The 17,766-nt window shown below is 40.3% G+C and carries 11 protein-coding genes; 4 read left to right on the top strand and 7 right to left on the bottom strand.

Annotated elements, in window-relative coordinates; all coding sequences use genetic code 11:
• Positions 1–273 precede the first annotated feature (273 nt).
• Positions 274–3,048 carry a UvrD-helicase domain-containing protein gene (locus AB6E54_RS02535; RefSeq protein ID WP_372127974.1) on the bottom strand — a complete coding sequence of 925 codons (2,775 nt, stop codon included), beginning with the start codon at positions 3,046–3,048 and terminating at the stop codon, positions 274–276.
• 623 nt (positions 3,049–3,671) lie between these two features.
• Here AB6E54_RS02535 and AB6E54_RS02530 point away from each other — a divergent pair.
• Both AB6E54_RS02530 and AB6E54_RS02525 read left to right on the top strand, forming a co-directional pair.
• Positions 3,672–4,025, top strand: a complete 354-nt coding sequence (locus tag AB6E54_RS02530) for a hypothetical protein (protein WP_372127976.1) — start codon at positions 3,672–3,674, stop codon at positions 4,023–4,025.
• Positions 4,026–5,441: 1,416 nt separating this feature from the next.
• Positions 5,442–6,770, top strand: coding sequence for an ATP-binding protein (locus tag AB6E54_RS02525; RefSeq protein WP_372127978.1), 1,329 nt, complete (start codon positions 5,442–5,444; stop codon positions 6,768–6,770).
• 69 nt (positions 6,771–6,839) lie between these two features.
• Here the strand turns inward: AB6E54_RS02525 and AB6E54_RS02520 are convergent, their stop codons facing one another.
• From AB6E54_RS02520 to AB6E54_RS02510, 3 genes are all read right to left on the bottom strand, one after another.
• The gene (locus AB6E54_RS02520; RefSeq protein WP_372127980.1) at positions 6,840–7,949 is read right to left on the bottom strand and encodes a hypothetical protein; all 1,110 of its coding nucleotides are present in this window, start codon (positions 7,947–7,949) and stop codon (positions 6,840–6,842) included.
• Between the two features lie 310 nt (positions 7,950–8,259).
• A complete protein-coding gene (locus AB6E54_RS02515; RefSeq protein WP_372127982.1) occupies positions 8,260–8,895 on the bottom strand; it encodes a hypothetical protein in 636 nt (211 codons plus the stop codon).
• Positions 8,892–10,304, bottom strand: a complete 1,413-nt coding sequence (locus tag AB6E54_RS02510; protein WP_372127983.1) for an AAA family ATPase — start codon at positions 10,302–10,304, stop codon at positions 8,892–8,894. The genes AB6E54_RS02515 and AB6E54_RS02510 overlap by 4 nt, the downstream gene beginning before the upstream one ends.
• Positions 10,305–10,915: 611 nt before the next feature.
• On the opposite strand from AB6E54_RS02510, the gene AB6E54_RS02505 reads away from it, so the two are divergent.
• Both AB6E54_RS02505 and AB6E54_RS02500 read left to right on the top strand, forming a co-directional pair.
• Positions 10,916–12,232, top strand: coding sequence for a hypothetical protein (locus tag AB6E54_RS02505; protein ID WP_029189489.1), 1,317 nt, complete (start codon positions 10,916–10,918; stop codon positions 12,230–12,232).
• 101 nt (positions 12,233–12,333) lie between these two features.
• Positions 12,334–13,296 (top strand): hypothetical protein, encoded by a 963-nt coding sequence (locus tag AB6E54_RS02500; RefSeq protein WP_016789011.1) that lies wholly within the window; start codon positions 12,334–12,336, stop codon positions 13,294–13,296.
• 268 nt (positions 13,297–13,564) lie between these two features.
• On the opposite strand, the gene AB6E54_RS02495 is transcribed toward AB6E54_RS02500, so the two are convergent.
• The 3 genes from AB6E54_RS02495 to AB6E54_RS02485 all read right to left on the bottom strand — a co-directional run bounded on the left by AB6E54_RS02495 (position 13,565) and on the right by AB6E54_RS02485 (position 16,913).
• Positions 13,565–14,572 (bottom strand): PIN domain-containing protein, encoded by a 1,008-nt coding sequence (locus AB6E54_RS02495; RefSeq protein WP_102308718.1) that lies wholly within the window; start codon positions 14,570–14,572, stop codon positions 13,565–13,567.
• A gap of 42 nt (positions 14,573–14,614) precedes the next feature.
• The gene (locus AB6E54_RS02490) at positions 14,615–15,664 is read right to left on the bottom strand and encodes a DUF2971 domain-containing protein (protein ID WP_280573621.1); all 1,050 of its coding nucleotides are present in this window, start codon (positions 15,662–15,664) and stop codon (positions 14,615–14,617) included.
• A gap of 319 nt (positions 15,665–15,983) precedes the next feature.
• Positions 15,984–16,913, bottom strand: coding sequence for a PD-(D/E)XK nuclease superfamily protein (locus AB6E54_RS02485; RefSeq protein ID WP_372127539.1), 930 nt, complete (start codon positions 16,911–16,913; stop codon positions 15,984–15,986).
• Positions 16,914–17,766 lie beyond the last annotated feature (853 nt).

Here is a 17,766-nt window from a genome sequence, read left to right as displayed (position 1 = left end):
TGGATGATTTTCTTGGTATTTTGACATTTGAGATGTTTAAACGCTTTTGCTTGAAGTCTATCTAAGTGGAAACCAAAGTTCGGTGACGAAGTGTGTTTACCAGTATAGTCTTATCCGACAATAGCAGTCTGTTTCTAAAGTCGAGCTTCAAACGAACGCAATCTACTTAAGTTTTTAAGCATACGACTAAAATTGTCACAGCAATACTTCCTACAGAAAATACCCTAAAGTTACATGTCGCATATGGTAACAAATAATTATCGTATGATTAGTCTACAAAATTCCAGAGTAAGGGATGCGTGCATTCGCCTCAATTTTGCCTTTTAATTTAGGAGACAATTTACCCCTGAACTTACACGAATCCTCATTTTCCTCACCTTTATAACCAGAACAAGCTACATACACACCATATCTACCGAGTCTCGTAATTTTGGGTGATTTACAACGAGGGCAGAGCAGGAACTTAGCCTTACAGCTTAGACACTCTCCATGCTTCGGTTTCTTAACTGCTAGACCATCAGAACAGCATTCGCAGTCAACCGCTTTAGTAAGGCAACCTAGCCCTGTTGAGCATACGTAAGTGCCACGCTCACCTTTCTTTGGTTTGAGGTACCCTGTCTTACAGTTAGGGCATTTCCTTGCAGCTAATTTCTCAGGAGTAAAGTGTTCCGACACTATATTGATATCATATTCGGGACTAAGTAACTCAAGGACAAATTCTGATGGTTCTTTCGGGTCAGCAACCAAATAGCAACGCTTCTTAGAACGAGTGATTGCTACATAAAACAAGCGTCGTTCTTCGGCATGCGGATACATATCAACGGTTGGCATCAACGCACTTACAATCTCGTTCTCTTTCCTTTCGGTCGGGAACCCGAAGTATCCTTGGTTTAAATCCAGAACGAAGCAGTAATCAGCCTCCAAGCCTTTCGAACCATGCAACGTCCAAAACTTCATATTCTTGAACCCACGCTTCTTGGTGAAACGTTGGGCTGCTGCTGTTTTGCTCTTACGGTAGCGAGTCAATATACCTATCGAAGCACCAGGATCATCTACATAGATTTCCTTAATCGCTTTCTCAACAGCATTCAATGTAGCTTCAATAGGATCTTTTTCATTGGCATCATAGTTATCAATCAGAAAGACTTCTGATGATTCAACTAGAGTATGCGTGACGATCTGCTTCTGGTATTGCTCTGGGTTCTTCATTACAAATCCACCAGCGGTATCAGCAATACTATTGTTATATCGAAATGTCTTTTGCAGTTTGGTCAGGGCATGATTACCAACGTTATTTTGAAACCTTGTCGTGTATTCGAGCTTGCCTCCAACAAAAGCATATATAGCCTGCCAATCATCCCCTACTACAGTGAGACTTGAGCCTGACGCTTTCAATAACTCCATCAAGAAATTCCACCTAGAAACAGAGATATCCTGAAACTCATCAACGAGAATGTATTTCCACTCAGGCTTAAACATGCCCTTTTTCAAATACTGTGTTGCCAAAAGGATCATATCGTCGAAATCAAGATGGTTTCGGCTACGCAACTCACCTACATAGGCTTGTCTCAACCCCTCAATTAATTCCATGTGACTACGGGCATTTTGGATTTCTGCTACTTCCAAACGACGCTGGATTTCATAACCCTCTATCGCCTCTGAACGAACGGCAGATAATGTATCGTGAAGCTCATTAACAGCATTTTTGATGAAGTCTTGCTTTCTTACGGCTTCTAGAATTTCTTCTTTCGATATTGGCTTAGGGACTACATTTAATGCCCTCAACTTCGCTTCTAGTACGGTTTCAAGATTGCCCTCACACCAGTCATAGTGATAGGTATCAACCAGCTCAGTGTCCATCCGTTCGTGGAGATCTTTCTTGTCTTTGATTCCTTGGTTGTATTTAGCTTTATTGATGTCAGCCCTCGTATTGCCATCTCTATCAATCCCAAAGTGCTCAATGTATATCTGAGCACTGATTGCTCCCTCAACAGGTTTCACATAGAAATCAGGGCGGTATGGAAAACCAATATTGATACCAAGGCGATTGCTGTAATCAGGCTCATACACGTATTCAATGCCATTCTTGAATAGCCAGTTGCCAACCAGTACCTCTTGATAACCTTTTACCTCAACGCCATTCAGCGTGATGTACTTCTTGCCTTTCAATGCTTCTTGGTGGGCTTCTTCAGACTCAGACAGGAATGGGTTGTATGCGTAATATACAGTCTCAATGAAAATGTTAAGGTTTTCCTCACTCTCTTCGATGAAGGTAACGAGCCAATTATTAATGAATTCAAGCAATGCAGGCTTTTCTACTAACCAGCTCATGTTCAACTTACGGAACTCTTCCACCGATTGTTTCTGTGCTGCCGCGATAATCTGGAAGCCACGGCTATGAAACGTAGAAATTTGCTTATCGAGATCATAGTGGTGAATATTCGCTGCTTTCAGTCGTTCTTTTGAACGAATACGAAGTTCTTTTGCAGCGGCATTACCATAAGCCAACACCATTACTTCTTCAGGTTTAGCCAATTTTCTTTCAAGAATATCTGTTGTCTTTGCGACCATAACAGATGTCTTGCCTGTTCCTGCTGCGGCAAGAACCATATTGAAGTCATCGTGCTGAACTACTGATAATCGTTGCTCTTCAGTAAGTGGATTGCTCTCAATGCTATCGTAGAACGTTTTGCGGGCATTTAGCACTCTACCAACGTGCAACTCTCTCAGATAGTTTGCAGAGCTTGAAATTGGGCTTAACTCAGATAACTTTTTAATCTTTTGTAGCGGTTCGCCTGATAAATGTGATTCCCAAAGATTCGGAGCCTTGTTGAATAACCGAACCATTGGCTCAATGATAGCTTGAACATCATAGATAGCCGACTCACGCAGATATTGGCCAACTGCGGCTTTTGAGAATCGAGTGTAGGTATCCGCTATTTTAGATTCGATTGCTACTTGAATTTCTCTGTTAATAGCGTGGAATTGCGGGGGTGTCTTTTTATGGCTCAAGCCACAAACAGCGACCACACCACTATCAGTTGTCACTTGAAGCTCATAACCAAGAAGCGAACGTTTTATTGTGCAAAAACCAAGGATATCGGAATACTTGATTGTTCTTATGGATGACTTCTCTACCACCTTTAAAGAAAGCTTACCAAACACGATTCCTTTTTGTTTTCCAAGTAAATTGACTCTTGATTTTATGATCTTCTGAAGCATTCAACATTCCTGTACCTCTATACAGCAGTGCATAATGCCACAGTTCACATAAGCAATGAACAATTACTACACCCTCGCATCTTGTAAGCCAGATTTATTGCCACTTTGTCAAAATGACCAATAAGCGTGTTCTAGATCACATATCATCAATATAGTCACGTTTCTAAATTGTCTAAAACAAAAAATACAACTAGTAACTGTGCAGCTCAGATATACAAATCTGTAAAGGTTCGTGTATCCAAAAAGTCTAATAAAAATAGAAATAAGCTTTGCTCGCATTAGCGAGTGAGCTGAATGGTATTTTTGTTAACAATTTGGAGACCGCGATGAACAAACTTAACCTTTACTTATACAGCCCCGCCTTAAACCTCCTCAACACACGGCCACCTAGCGGTGGGCTTCCTCTTGCTCCGAATTTCGACACTTGTCTCTAACAACAGGGGAAATGTATGACTAAACCAAACCCACACTCTCTTAAAAAAACGGTTGATTACATTAAGGAAGAGTTAGACATGATAGAAAGCTTTGAGATGCAACTTGATGCCCGCAGTTTTGACACAACCACAGAAAAGCTAAAAGTGATAATCAAAGCAGTATCTATCATTACTAAAAACCCGAAGATCACCCTAGAAGAATTCATTTTAGAAACAGGCTCATCCATCAAAAAGATTGATAACAACTTACTCGGTTTTAACTTCTTCAAGTCACTCGTTATCGGGGATGATTTTTCCTTAGACGTTAAGGCACAACCAGTACTCTTACCAGGTTACTCAAACGTCTACTTACTAGACTCACTTCGCTAACTACTCTACTGACCATTCTTTCAAGGGCAGGTTCTATTTGTCTAACAATACCTGCCATTCCAACTATTCATTACTGGTTTTTCTACATGATAAAATTCGACACCACTGAACTTAATCAATCTGCATACCTACTTTATTCACGCCATAGCTATTCATCACTACGGATTACTGAAAAACAACCTCATGGCGTAAACTATATACAAGCCCCTAAGCTGATTTGCTATATGATAATTTTTAAGCTTATTAATAAGCTCCAACTAGAGGATTTTGAATTCGAAAATCACAAATTCACATTTCGACCAAAAGACTCAGATTGTGTTGAAGAGTTGTTCGATCTATACAAATCAGTCTTTGATTGCCACTCTCAGTACCTCGTAATTCTCTACGAAGATTCAGACAACTATCCACAATACCGATTTGAGTTCGATACTTCTCTCAAAGGCAAGATCATTAACGCATTCAAAGGCCAAAACAAACACCTGGATCTCTTACAGATTGCCAGTTGTATGATCATCGACTCCATAAGTGTCCGAGATTTCGGTGGACATATTGAGGTTATCAATCGACTTGGCGCTCAGCCTAGCACACGTAGCCTTTTAACTCACTGACGATTGGCAGGTTAACAACGTTATCTAGTTATCTCCCTAACCTAAATATTTCATTCACGAATAGGTTTACGCCATCTCAGAACCGAACCATGAGCATAGCTCATGAAGTGGGTCGACTGGTTTCAAAGCGCTGCTTTGGCGATCTTTGAGTTAGGCCACTTTTCCATTTTTATATATAAACAGGCAAAGTGGCCTTTTTGAAGGAGCAGGAAGTTTAGCTATCAGCATTGCTTATAAGCATCATCGTAGCGACGCTAGACAATTGCACTTTCATGCAAGCTAGCATTCCAAACTTTCAGTTGAATAACCTTGTTCGTATGCGAACTGTTTGATTAATACTTGGCCGATCTCGATATATGGTGAGTAACGGCAATGCAGCCGAATGACCCCCCTATCATTGTCAACCACAGCACGAATGTTGTTCATCCCATTGTCTATAGCAAATTGATCAGGATTCCACTCACACTGAACAGCACAAGGAGCATTGAACTTTGTTTGGGCCAGTTGGTCTAGCACCGATCGCGTATTCATTTGCTCGGTTACAATTAAGGCGGTTTTGCAGTATGGCATCTCTGTTACCTTAAACACAGAATCTAGAATTGTAAAATACCAGACAAGGCTTGATTTGTAGATAGCCCGTCGACCTGAGGGCAAGCTTAGATACCTAATATGAAATCTTACCCTAGATTTAAGCGCACTTAAAAGAACCATCAACACAGTTTTATGCGCAAATAATCGCTTTTAATTGCACTTTTATGCGCTTTAAAGTGTAATTGCTATGTTCAAAGCTGTTAAATAGGATGCCTCGATGAATCGGAAACTTCTTCAAAAACTACTCATATGGAAAAACAAGACAGCTAGGAAGCCTTTACTCATTGAAGGGGCTAGGCAAACAGGCAAGACATTCTTACTGCAAAAACTACTGGGTAGAGAGTTTAAAAAGACCCTAAGGGTCGATTTTTTGCAGAACCCAGAGTTGATGGAAGCATTCACTGGCTCTCTAAATCCAGATGTGATCATTACCAACGTTGAGCTCTTAACTGGAGAATCCTTCAATTTAGACACAGATCTCCTCATTCTGGATGAGATTGGCGAATGCCCAAAAGCCGTTACCTCCCTCAAATACTTCGCAGAGCAAACCCCTGAGGCATATATCGCTGCTTGTGGCTCGACCATTGGTCAGCTTGCATCGTTTCCTGTAGGCAAAGTCGAACAGCACAGCTTGAGGCCTTTGAGCTTCCGAGAATTTATTTGGGCATCAGGGCAAAAAGCACTTCAAAACGCTTTTGAACAACAGCATAACTCGCCAGTAGCACACGCCAAACTAACTGACCTTCTGAATGACTACTACTACGTCGGCGGCATGCCTGAAGCCGTTAATACATGGTTCGAAAACTCAGAAACCAGCATTCTTCAACGAATAGAAGCCATCTCTGAAGTCCACAGAAGACTAATTGAAGGTTACATGCATGATTTCAGACAACACTCTGGCAGCGTTGATGCCAGGTTACTTGAGTCTGTATTTCGAAGCATCCCAGCCCAACTCTCATCAGTTCATGACAAGTCAGTAAAGCGCTTCAAGTTTAAAGGTGTCCATGAACGTAAATCCCGTTATACAGAATACGAAAGCGCCATTGCTTGGCTTCAAAAGTCTCAATTGGTGTTAAAGAACTACACCATTGAGGGACAGCCTAAGCCCCCGCTCTCCGCCTATAAAAAAGATAATACATTCAAACTGTTTCTGCTAGATGTTGGGCTACTAAACCATGTGCTAGACACGAGCTACCTTGAGATCAAACGACAAGGCCATGAATACAAGGGGTATATTGCAGAAAACTTTGTTCACCAGGAACTAGCGTCGTTGGGCATTGAACCTACTTTTTCATGGAGCGATGCTAGAGCCGAGATGGAGCTCATCATCAGCGACGAGCTTGGTCGCATTATTCCCGTGGAGATCAAAAGTAGTAATCGCACTCGCGCAAAATCACTGCCGTCTTACATAACCAAGTGCAGCCCGCACAAAACTATCAAGCTAACAGGAACTCAAGGTTCTCCAACGACCGAGACTCAAAACATTGAAATGCCGCTGTATTTCACAGAGTTTTTAATGAAACACCTAAGAAATATCGAAGACTGAGGGCTGTTTAAACATTTGGACAAAGCTGTGCCAATATCCATATGATTGCAAGCCAAATAAATTGATCAATCAAAAATCAATATCAGGAAATACTATTCTTTCGTATTCGAGTACTTCTGCTTCAACGATAGACCAAATCGTCACTTCGTCTCCTGATACATCAAATACTTTGCCATGATTTTTTGGAGAGATGGACGTCATTTGATCAAAGTTTGATTGAAAACTCTTTATGTTCGGTAGTTGATTCCGCATCATTGATACTGTGACTCGTTCACTCCCATATCGCCTCAACTTAAGGAACACATTAAGAATCTGCGCATTAATTTGATGCTGATTTACTGCCCATTTTTTCAGCTTTCTCGTAACTTTTTCTTTTTCTCTAACAACCTCATAAGACATAGATCTACTTGTCGTTTCATGATCTTCAGAGCGAGTACCATGAACGTCGCAAGTAGCACTTCGCTTATGGAAAGAGTTAACTCCATCTTCATTTGCAAAATCGTTTGTATGGAAGGTCTTGTCGTGCGAGGAGTCTGAACTTTGAGACTCTTCATTACCGTTATCATCCTCTCCCTGTAGAATATGCGCTGTAGCTAAAGTGCCAGATTCTTCTTGCTCCATACAAAGTAGGGCTAAAACAGAATGGTGTATAGATGTAGGCTCTTCACATTCAAACATTAACACCGCCCCTCTTGAGGGTGTCAAAACAAACCCATTAGCAAAGACTTCCAACTTTGCCAATGATGTCCAGGTAAATCGTTTAGAACTCGTGATTGATGTACAGATTATTGCTTGATTAGATATAGTGACTAGGGTCTTATCATCCTTCTGCCAGTCTTTATTTGCGTGCAGTTGTCCCACTCCAGCATTGTACGTCAACCCTTTAGCAATTCTCATTCGGTATCGGAACCCATGCCCTGCGACTCGACCAGTCGACTTGTATCGATATAAATCAAAACTTGCTTCTTCAAGCATATACTCATTGCGCTTACTGTGAATCTCTGAATCGATAGGCCTAATTCCGAGTTCTAGATACTCATTCACCTTTTGATTAATTCGCCTGGAGCTGCGGTTTATCTCTTCCTGCCGATTTTTTTCCGCTGTACGACGAAAGCTTGAAAGGCTAAGTGAAATCAATACCCCACCAATAAACAGTATCACTAGACTGAAGCCATCCATACTTACGCTTCCTGACAAATAACTTTAATTGTAGTCAAAACTCATAATCACATTAATTCAATCAGGCTCTCACTGAGAGTACGGTGGAGGGTTAGCAATCTTAGTTGAATCAGATTAATCAGAACCCCTTGATGCTTGTCGAAATCGGCGTCAACACGTCCTTGGACATTTTCGAGTTAGATATGTTTGTAATGGTATTCACTTCAAAGTTTGCTCCGACACTTTTCTTTTCAGATAGCCCTCACTATCAAGCTCCATCGAGTATTGCCCGATTAGTGCTTCAAGATTGGAAAGCGACTCTGATTCAGGGTCACTTGCTATCTTCAACTGTGCTAGCCTTACGTTTTTGAATTAGCTCGAAAGCATAGTCTAACATCTCTGGACTCTGATCATTCGCAGCTGCAAGAAGTGCCGCTTTTAGACCAGGGTCGACTTTGTTTCTCCCTCCTGTCTTGTGGTAACGTAGAAGCCCACAGACCTCTATCGTGTTTCGCCCTTTATCTGTTTGGAATAGATATACTGCGCCAGGAACAGCAACTTTAATGTGCTCATCATAATCATCAAAATGTGGATGAATAATGCGATAATTTTCACTTTTGCGAGGAAAATTCTTATACGTCTTTCCTTTTGTGGATGTTCTGGTGCCTTTAGCTCCATTGCAATCCTTACATGAAACGCAAAGATTCAATGGTTCGAACATCCATTGCGGTGAGCTGTCTTTATCGATGATGTGTTCTGTGTCCCACACCATACCATGAGTTGTGTGCATATTTACCTGACAATAGGCACAGGTTTTATCTTGTTCAGCTATGTAATGCTTCTTGATGTTCGACTTCATTGTCGTCACACGGCGGTCGTCCCATTTTTGCTGAGGGGAGAGAGCATCACATTGGACGCTCTTAACGATTTGGGACTCTTCTTCGCTTAATTCGTAGGGCTTCATCATTTGGAAAATGCCTCTAACGTCTGCTCTAAAATGGATAGCAAGCGTTTTACCTTATCTCCATCTGGCAAGCGAGGTTCATAACTTAATAACCAATGCGCCTTAGTCTTTGTCTCAGATGCAATTTCGTTTGACTGACAAATGTCATCCAGCACCTCTATAACTTGGCTTAAGAGATACTCGTTGTTGTTTCCAGGGTTGTGAAATAGCGTTGCCAGTTGATAGTCCGAGGAACGTTCACCATATGGCGTCGCATCGACCAATGTATTTGTTGCCATATCGTACACACAGCAATTCTTTGCGCTTATGTCAGATACAATAAGCGGTGAGTGTGTTGCGATAAGGAAGTGACAGCCACGATAGCTTGAAAACGATTCACTTAATATATCAACGAAGCGTTCCTGCCATTGGGGATGGAGACTAATTTCAGGTTCGTCGATACAGATCAGCGCATTGTCTTCGATCGACGATATAATGCCCATAAACAGCAGAAACAAGCATTGTTCACCAGAACTACGCTTTGATAAAGACGAGATAGCGGAACTTTCGATATCTACAGTAGATTGGTCGTTTATCAGCGATTTATCGTTCATCGTTTGTATGCTTGAAAGAGTAATCAATCCTGCTCTGAGCATTCTTGAAATGATGAGCTTAGAGAAAGGATTTTGTTCAGAGTGCTTCAGATGGATAAGATTAAGGTTCTGATTACCCACGGTTAATGCAAATGCAGGAGCCTCTACAATTCTTTCGCAGTAACCCAGTAGTTCAACCAACTCCATTTCATCGTGTTCGATATAGGCATTTTTCAAAATTAACTGAGTTTCAGGCTCAGTTGATGACTGATTTTGGATATTCTCCAGATCTTTGTTAGGGAATGTGAGTTCGAATTTCAGGAGCAACTTTTGACCAAAATCGAACTTCGATAAAAACCCGACCAGAGCCTTGTGCTTACGTTCTTCGAAATACTCTGCCCCTAACAACTGTTGAATGGCTTTTGATGCAATACGCGTCGATGGAGACAACGATGGCATATAAGGTTTAGAGCCAATATATGCGTAGAAACCTGACGGCACTACATCATTTCGAACGCTCCAATTAGCTTTAAATTTTTCAAACTGGCTAGTGGAGGCTGCAATCAGTTTTCTAGGTAAACGGTGTCCATACTCACGCTCCACTGTTTTCCAATTGTGTGGTGAAAAGTCTTCTCTGAGATAGTGAACAGCAGATGCGACATGGGTATCCTTATCAAGCAAGGCACTAGTGTAATAACTGTGGTACTTGTTGCACGTATCAATCAAAAGCTCTGTTTTGCCACAGCCATTATTTCCGATGATAACCGTAAACGCATTGCGATCGTCATCTTCTTTGTCCCAGAGAACGTGATTCCTTACCTTTTTAACTCTAAAGCCCATGAACGCCACGAAAGTCTATGATTTAAATACCTATTTTACACTTGCGCTCAATATAATCAAAATGCAATCAGATATTTTACTTATCGGTTACTTTAAGGGCTAGTAAGCAAGATTGAATGACGGCTTTCGTCTGTCGGAGGATAATAAAGTTTGATCAACTTATAGCGATGAATGGGACACTTTCGAGCAAGAAAGTGCCACGGGCAAAAAATCAACCTGAGAAGCTTTTGGACAGAAACGTGTCAGTGACTTAGCTAATTTAGCAGAAAATGGATTATTTAAAGTATAGGAAACCTCATCAGGTAAAAAGCAAGACGCGACCTTATTTGTTTCACGAACAGGAATGCAGCAAGCTATACCGAGAGTTCAGCGAGAAGCTTTATGCTAGGCGTTCAAGGAAGCCATGCTTCACGGGAATGACTATTGATGATGTAAAATCACACCGTTGATAACGTATTTTGAATTGCTATTAGGTTAGGACTTTTAGTGGTTGTTTTTTACTGAGTCTACTTAATATTGTGACTCTACAGCACTGTTCTATTGGCCCTTTTTGACTATAGAGAGCCTATATAAGTATTATGCAATCATGTTGTTATTCATTGGGCAGAGTAGTGAAAAGAGAAAATCAAACCTTTATATGTGCAGAACCATCGTGGGCGAATGCATGTGTGGGGGAGAACGGTAATCCGTCGTATGTTCAATACGCTATGGGATTTTCGCAAGCAGCGAATCTCCTTATAGATCAAGTTATCGAAGACGACATCAAGTACCCTGTAGACGATTTTATTTACCCAGTTTGCTTTAACATGAGGCATTCGGTAGAACTTCGTTTGAAAGGGGCAATAACTGAGTTGCAGAGACTTGAGAAGATTGCGGGAAAAAACCTCGATTTTGATCTTTCGGGCTCTCACGATATTGGTAGGATATGGGACTTTTTCAAGACTAAATCTGAGGAGTTTGATTCGCGCTATCGGGCAATCAACCAAAACATAGAACCAACTATTCTTGATATCGCAGATATAGATGCGACTGGTCAAACGTTTCGTTATCCAGTAAGTACAGAAAGTCAAAAGCACCTCGTTGAAGTTGGGTGCATCAACTTCGTAGTGTTAAAAGAGCGCTTTAACGCCCTAGAAGCGCATCTTGATACCTTGCTTGATTTGAATGATTTCTTAGTATTGGAATATGAACAAGGCTCTTTCACCTCAAGGTTATCAAGAGTCCAGTTATTTCAGTTGGCACGTGAGTTACCAGATTATAGTGAATGGCGAGAAGAACATTTTAAGGATATAAAAGATGCCTTAAAAAGGAGTTACGGCCTGTCCTCGAATAGAGCACTTAGTGATGCGCTCGACATCATTAAAGGTCACTACGAACTAGCACCCATGTTAGGGCTAAATGTTGAGTTGCATGGTATAAATCGAGAGGAGTTGTTTACATTCTTGACTTATTGGCACCAATATCATGAGGATGCTAAGGGGAAGACCTTGGCAGGTGCAACGATATCTTCCTCTGCTTCGATTGATTTGTTTGCTTACATTGAGAGAACAAGCAAAATCAAAGTAGATATTTTGGAAGATGCCTCTAAGTGGATAACAAAAGATAAGTTAGCTGGGTTTCAGGCTCTATTCTACTTTGCAAAGAGTTTTGGTTTTTCTGAACAATATACAGCTAAGTATGCTCACCATTTAGCCTCATTGTCAGTAGATAAACAGCCTAAGGACTTTGAAGAAGATTTTATGAATTTGCTGAGAAAGACAAACTGTTTCAGCAATATTCTTCAATCATTGTATTTCTTGAAGCATGATAAATTGGCGAAAAACCTAATAGAGCATTTCGATTGGAAAGGTGTCTTTAAATGGCAAGAAAGAGCTGAAACAAGAGATATGTTCAAGTTGCCAAACTACGGTCAATACGAAACAGACTAGCCACACATATCCAGAGATCTTTTACGAGCTTATGCAAAGGTCAGCATTCCAGTGACTTTGCCAAATTCGCTCATCCACTACAACCATTAGCGAACCTATAAATGAACATAAGTTTTAAGAACATAGCTTGGTCAGGAGTAATCATTTATGTTCTGGTCATGATTACTCTCCATCGTTATCCCAACATGCATGACAACCAAATATCTACTGGAGATTTTGCAAACATTCTCGTTGGGTTGGTAGCCATTGCAACACTTGGTTTTAGCATCTGGGACAGACATAGAGAGACAATAAAACATAACTCTTCCATCGCCCTAGAGTCATATGTCACTTCAATCGATGATCTAAAAATTAAACTTTCAGATTCAGAAGTAGACACAGATACTAGGTTTTTTCTTATCGATAACTGCCATAAAAACTTATTGCTATGTCAAAACGCTATTACTGAACAAGAACATAAACTGTTTGCGCAAGCTAAGTACGAGACCTTCAGAACCCACCTGCAACTGGCATATCATCACTTACAGGTCGAGGATTTTTTAACTGTCCCTAAAGAACTTAAAGAGCAATATAATCTGAGTTACTGGTCTACCAATTGGCTTGCATGTTCATACTTGCTAGTATCAAGTTGGCTGAAGTATGTAGTGCCCAAATCTCCGTTCTATCAAGACCATGGAATTGCTACTTATGGCAATTACCTATGTACAGAAGAAAGATACATATGTTCAATGCTTTCTATGCTGATAGCAGAGCCTTTATCTATTAAACCGACTTCAGAGCTTCTCAATCGATTCTTCCAATTTAGAAGAACATGCGAATTCGAGTTGCTTCACTGTGATTTAGAAAACGCTTTCGAGAATTACCCTTCTCTAGCAGCACATCTAATGCTAAGCCATACGTGTTCAGCATATTCTTCCAAGAATAACAGTCATCCAAATCTGTCTATTGCTGTCTATGACAACGGTGAGAAAAAAGTTTGGTTTACTTTTAAGGGAACTAATGTGAAACACACATATGGCATCCCAAATAAACTAGCGAACTCAAAATATCTTAAAAAGAGATAAAGTGATGCATTCGATTAAATAACGTTTTACTTGGTTATTTAGATAAATTTAAGTAGGACAGACGCACATTCACAGAATGTAAACGATTGTTAGTCTGGCTTGTTTTGGGGTAGATCTGAGCTAGCTGGCACTTTTTAAGAAAAGTGCCACGAGTAAAATTTCGGGTCGATGAAACCTCTGGACAGGAATGCGTTAGATATAAAGATCTAACACGATCCCCTTGGTGAGAAAATATATGTTGAAACCTTAGGTATTGAGCTAATACATCTTAGCTGTCTAACATATCCCATTCATCACCTAACACCCAACGTAATGCTGACAATTTTCCATTAATCATGCCCCACTCAAAGTCGCTCCAAGGCCCTACATTGTCATAGGAGTCTTCAACACGTTTTGCAGACTTCATAGCACCTTTAAGGATATCCTCGTGAATGACATTATTGCCATATCGTTCAGTACCCTCAGGAACAACTTCGATTTCGCCATTTTCAATGCCCCAAATGCGATTCTGGTGCCTGTTATACCAAACTTTATCTACTAGCTCGTCCATCGCATCGAGGATTTCTCTTAGACCTCTGGTTTCCTCTGTGTAGTCATACTCAAATTCAATACCATCTAAAAAATCCTCGTCAATTTGATTAATTGCTGATGCTAGATTATTAAAATATAGAACATTCGTATCATTAAAAATATTACCAAAATCAGAATGTGGTTGACGGTGATCTTTTGCAGAAAAGTCATTGTGATTGTGGGTTATGAAAAAACAGCAAGCTGACTCATTATCTACACTCTGTGAGAACTCATAAAATTGTTCGATGATGACCGCATCTGCTACAGAGTTTTTACTAATGTGAAATGGTGCCCTTTTATCTAAGCCACGCTGAACTGCGGCTACTTTAGATCGTTCACTAATACTGATTTTTTTTGCTGATTCGATGAGCTTCTCAACCCTGTGAATGGTCACGTAGTTGGCATCAGTTAACAGTGGCAAACGCGCATTGATGTCATTTAATACGTCTATTGTTTCCGCTTGTTTATCGTCTGCAAATTCACTTACTACTGCTTTGACTTGTTTAAATTCTTGGGACAGCCTTTTGGCAGTTTTGTTTGCTACATCTTCCTTGTTCCTCTCGTACTCTTCGACAACTAGGTCGGTGAGCACAAGTGTAATCACACCCGATGTAACCAACTCTTCCAGTGCAGAAACCAAAGGAAGGTCATGCTTTTTTGTTGAAATGTCTAGAAGAACACAGGTATCAAGGAAAATATAAAACATAGCACCTCAAATATTATGAATTTTTGCTAATAAAGTATCGTATTACACAACGAGATCACTGATCTCAATGTTTCCATAAATATTGTGTTTGGCTACGCGTAACTTTAGATGAGACAAGTTTTCATTTTTCCTTACCAGTTCCGTGATAGTAGATTTGTCAAATTCGCTCATACTGTAACCAAAAATGATAGATTCAAATGCCTCAAATGGTATTCGTTTGAGGTTGATTTTATGGCCGCTCTCAAGCACAGGGGAGAGTTCATCAGGTAATTCAACTCCAAAGTCTGGTTGTACTAATGGCCCTTTTTTCTTTTCACAAAACATAAGAGGGCATACAATTCGAGTTTCATTTTCAGAAGACCATTGTTTGGCTTTCGAATATAGCAGCCGTTCCGAGAATTCAATTACATCAATACCATTGCCATTAAGAGATTGCATAACTCCTAATGGATTACCTAAATCCGCAACATGGAAATTTTTTAACGGAGCACCATTCATTCTCATCATACCTTTATAATATGTAAGAGAGGCTCTTTTATCTGGAGTATAACTAACATCTTTCGGGGGAAATTGGTTGAAAAACGCATGATTCTCATTGAAAGTAACAGCTAGTCCCTTACCCTCACTAGCATAATGTGTCCACATAAGTTCAATTGTGTCAGACTTCGACAGGGATAAAACCCCTAACTGGCAGCTTAATGCCTCAACTAAAAATGAGTTAACTCTTTCAGCCGTTTGAGTCAGTTGCTCCCGATCATAATCTTCCATTGAGCTGAAGCCTTCTTGAGCTAGCATATGCGGGAAATGGTCTCCATATCGAGAGCCACACGGTTTTAGGAAGAGGTTTTCTAGTTCTTCATTTGATGGGACATAGGAAGGATCGGTTTGCATTTTATCATGTTCTTTTTTTGCCCATGCATAATCCGCTGGTGAAAACTCATTAAAATATGGCCATAATCTCGCCTCACTTCCTTTATCATTAAGGTACTTGGGCTGAGTCATGCGAAATAAACCGTTTGATATAAATTCTACTCTGGGTGACCAACTATTAGTTCTATCATCGAAATCCAAACCGTAATATTTTACAAGCATTTATACTCTCCAGTCGTGTAAGCCTACCTATGTAGCGCTGAGCCACCTTACACACATAATGCGCTATCTTTCATATGCTTGCAATTTACAATCGGTTCATCACTTGAATCAAAAATTCATGTATTAGAATGCAGTAAAGCTATTTAGTGCAATAGAAACCCAATACACACCTTCAGATAACCTCGTATAAGGCAAAGTCACACTAGTAGGTGACAAATGAGTATTTACTCTAAATGATTTTGGGGCAAAGACGTGTTTGCCGAGATCGACGCCAGCACGTCTTTGGACATAAGTTTTCTACACACCCTTTCTTTAAGGGTCACACAGAATGGTAGTTTTCCATCCACGAATGCAACTGCTTGGCTTTGTTTAGAGCAATACTGATTTCTTCTAATACAGAGTCAAAACTCTGTTCTGCGATTAATATTTCAGGCAATGGTGTTTCTATATTTACTGATTTTCCCGACTTTATGATTCGATATCCACTGGATTCCAAACCTTCAAAGTGACTTTTGATATCGTCAAAGTTGTCTGCTTGGCCTAGAAACTGCAACTTAATGACTTTGCCGTAGATCTGGTGAATGATTCGTACTTTTTTATTTACTGGATCGGGATAGAAATGAATCCAGTCGTGCCCATTAGCTCGAGGTTTTGATTGCTCAGGATTCAATTGAGGAAAATGTTCTGAGACATAAGCTAAGTATTGCTGTGCAAATTCTGTTGTTTTGGGGCAAACAGTAGCAACGTAACCTCTTCTATTTTTTTTAATAGCATCTCTTAATGTCTGTGCCTTATAGAGTCCTCGCTTATCACCTTGGGCAGCAAGGTAAACCATTATTTCTTCATATGAAATGGCAGCGTCGTACGGCTCAGAATTTCGAGCGATATATGCTTTTGGGGCAATAATACATGTTCTAAAATCTTGCCAAAAACCATCTTCTAGACCTCTGTTACCCCTAAGCCTGTATCTATCTCCTTGTTGGGCCTGAGCTGAAGCATCAATCTTGTTTTCAATAAGTATTGCTTGGGAAGATAAGTCATCTGATTGATAGATATAAACTAAGTCTGACTCACCTAGATTAGTATCTATGACAGAGTGCCAAGCACCGAGCGTTTTAACTGAGGTTATTTCTTCTCGAACACGACAAACAAACCATTGAGCAAATGAGTCGGAAACATTGAGCTCCTCTAGCACTAATAGATCAACATCACGCTCATTAATACTCTGAAATGTATTTAGTTCTTTCATTAGCCATAGCTTTCCTATCGTTGTTATCTGGTAAACGTCTACTAACCTAGACATTACATAGATAAGAAAAAGTAGGTCAAATCACCTCACTATTATTTGTGAGGTTGAGCTCGGCTAGCAAGGTAAGAGGCAAAACCGTTTCAGTTCGTAAAACCCGAACCGCACTTTACAAACCACTCCTCAGACACGACTCACCCGAATTGAGAGTAATTAAAGCGACTAAGGACGCGATCCATGAGCGAAGCTCATGAACCAATCGATGTGCTTCAAAGCGACGCCTTGGGAGGCCACTTTGTCATTTTTTTAATAAAACAGAGAAAGTGGCTTTTTTGTTGAAAAAAATCCTTGGTATAAACCATTGATTACACGTCAAATCCTGAAGATGCACCACTAATTCATTGATTTTATTAGTAGTAGCGAATGGAAACTATATTATCTGGCATGTATGATTCGCTCAAATCAACGAAACGTAATCATGAAAAATTTTTTCAGGAACACAACAAAAAACACACTATTAACAGTCTTATCAAGAGAGAGCAATCGTTCAACCAAATCAAGCTCCCCCATTTTTAGGCGTAGTTCGTTCACGCTAAACAAATGGTTTAACTTTAAGTGCATACGCCGCCTACAGAGCCACATCGAACAATTCAAAACGAAGTTTTGGGTTAGCTGGTATCAAGGTGACTTGCTGCTACTCAATGCAATGCTCTCAAACAGGTTCAACAGTTTGATGGGCACAGCGATGCTTACCTAGCAGACCTAGTTCAATCAATATCCAATCCCTTGTTCTAACGTTCAGTTACTGTGATAACGCGTATCTGACGTCAGGCGAGGCTTACCCAAAAATCATAAC

This window comes from Vibrio sp. 10N.247.311.49 (assembly GCF_041467655.1).
Lineage (GTDB): Bacteria > Pseudomonadota > Gammaproteobacteria > Enterobacterales > Vibrionaceae > Vibrio > Vibrio crassostreae_C.
This window is presented reverse-complemented; position numbering and strand designations above follow the sequence as displayed.

What these genes read in the sequence shown, in the direction of transcription:
- AB6E54_RS02530 (WP_372127976.1), top strand. Translation starts at nt 3,672, where the DNA reads ATGACTAAACCAAACCCACACTCTCTTAAAAAAACGGTTGATTACATT.
- AB6E54_RS02525 (WP_372127978.1), top strand. Translation starts at nt 5,442, where the DNA reads ATGAATCGGAAACTTCTTCAAAAACTACTCATATGGAAAAACAAGACA.
- AB6E54_RS02520 (WP_372127980.1), bottom strand. Translation starts at nt 7,949, where the DNA reads ATGGATGGCTTCAGTCTAGTGATACTGTTTATTGGTGGGGTATTGATT.
- AB6E54_RS02515 (WP_372127982.1), bottom strand. Translation starts at nt 8,895, where the DNA reads ATGATGAAGCCCTACGAATTAAGCGAAGAAGAGTCCCAAATCGTTAAG.
- AB6E54_RS02510 (WP_372127983.1), bottom strand. Translation starts at nt 10,304, where the DNA reads ATGGGCTTTAGAGTTAAAAAGGTAAGGAATCACGTTCTCTGGGACAAA.
- AB6E54_RS02500 (WP_016789011.1), top strand. Translation starts at nt 12,334, where the DNA reads ATGAACATAAGTTTTAAGAACATAGCTTGGTCAGGAGTAATCATTTAT.
- AB6E54_RS02495 (WP_102308718.1), bottom strand. Translation starts at nt 14,572, where the DNA reads ATGTTTTATATTTTCCTTGATACCTGTGTTCTTCTAGACATTTCAACA.
- AB6E54_RS02490 (WP_280573621.1), bottom strand. Translation starts at nt 15,664, where the DNA reads ATGCTTGTAAAATATTACGGTTTGGATTTCGATGATAGAACTAATAGT.
- AB6E54_RS02485 (WP_372127539.1), bottom strand. Translation starts at nt 16,913, where the DNA reads ATGAAAGAACTAAATACATTTCAGAGTATTAATGAGCGTGATGTTGAT.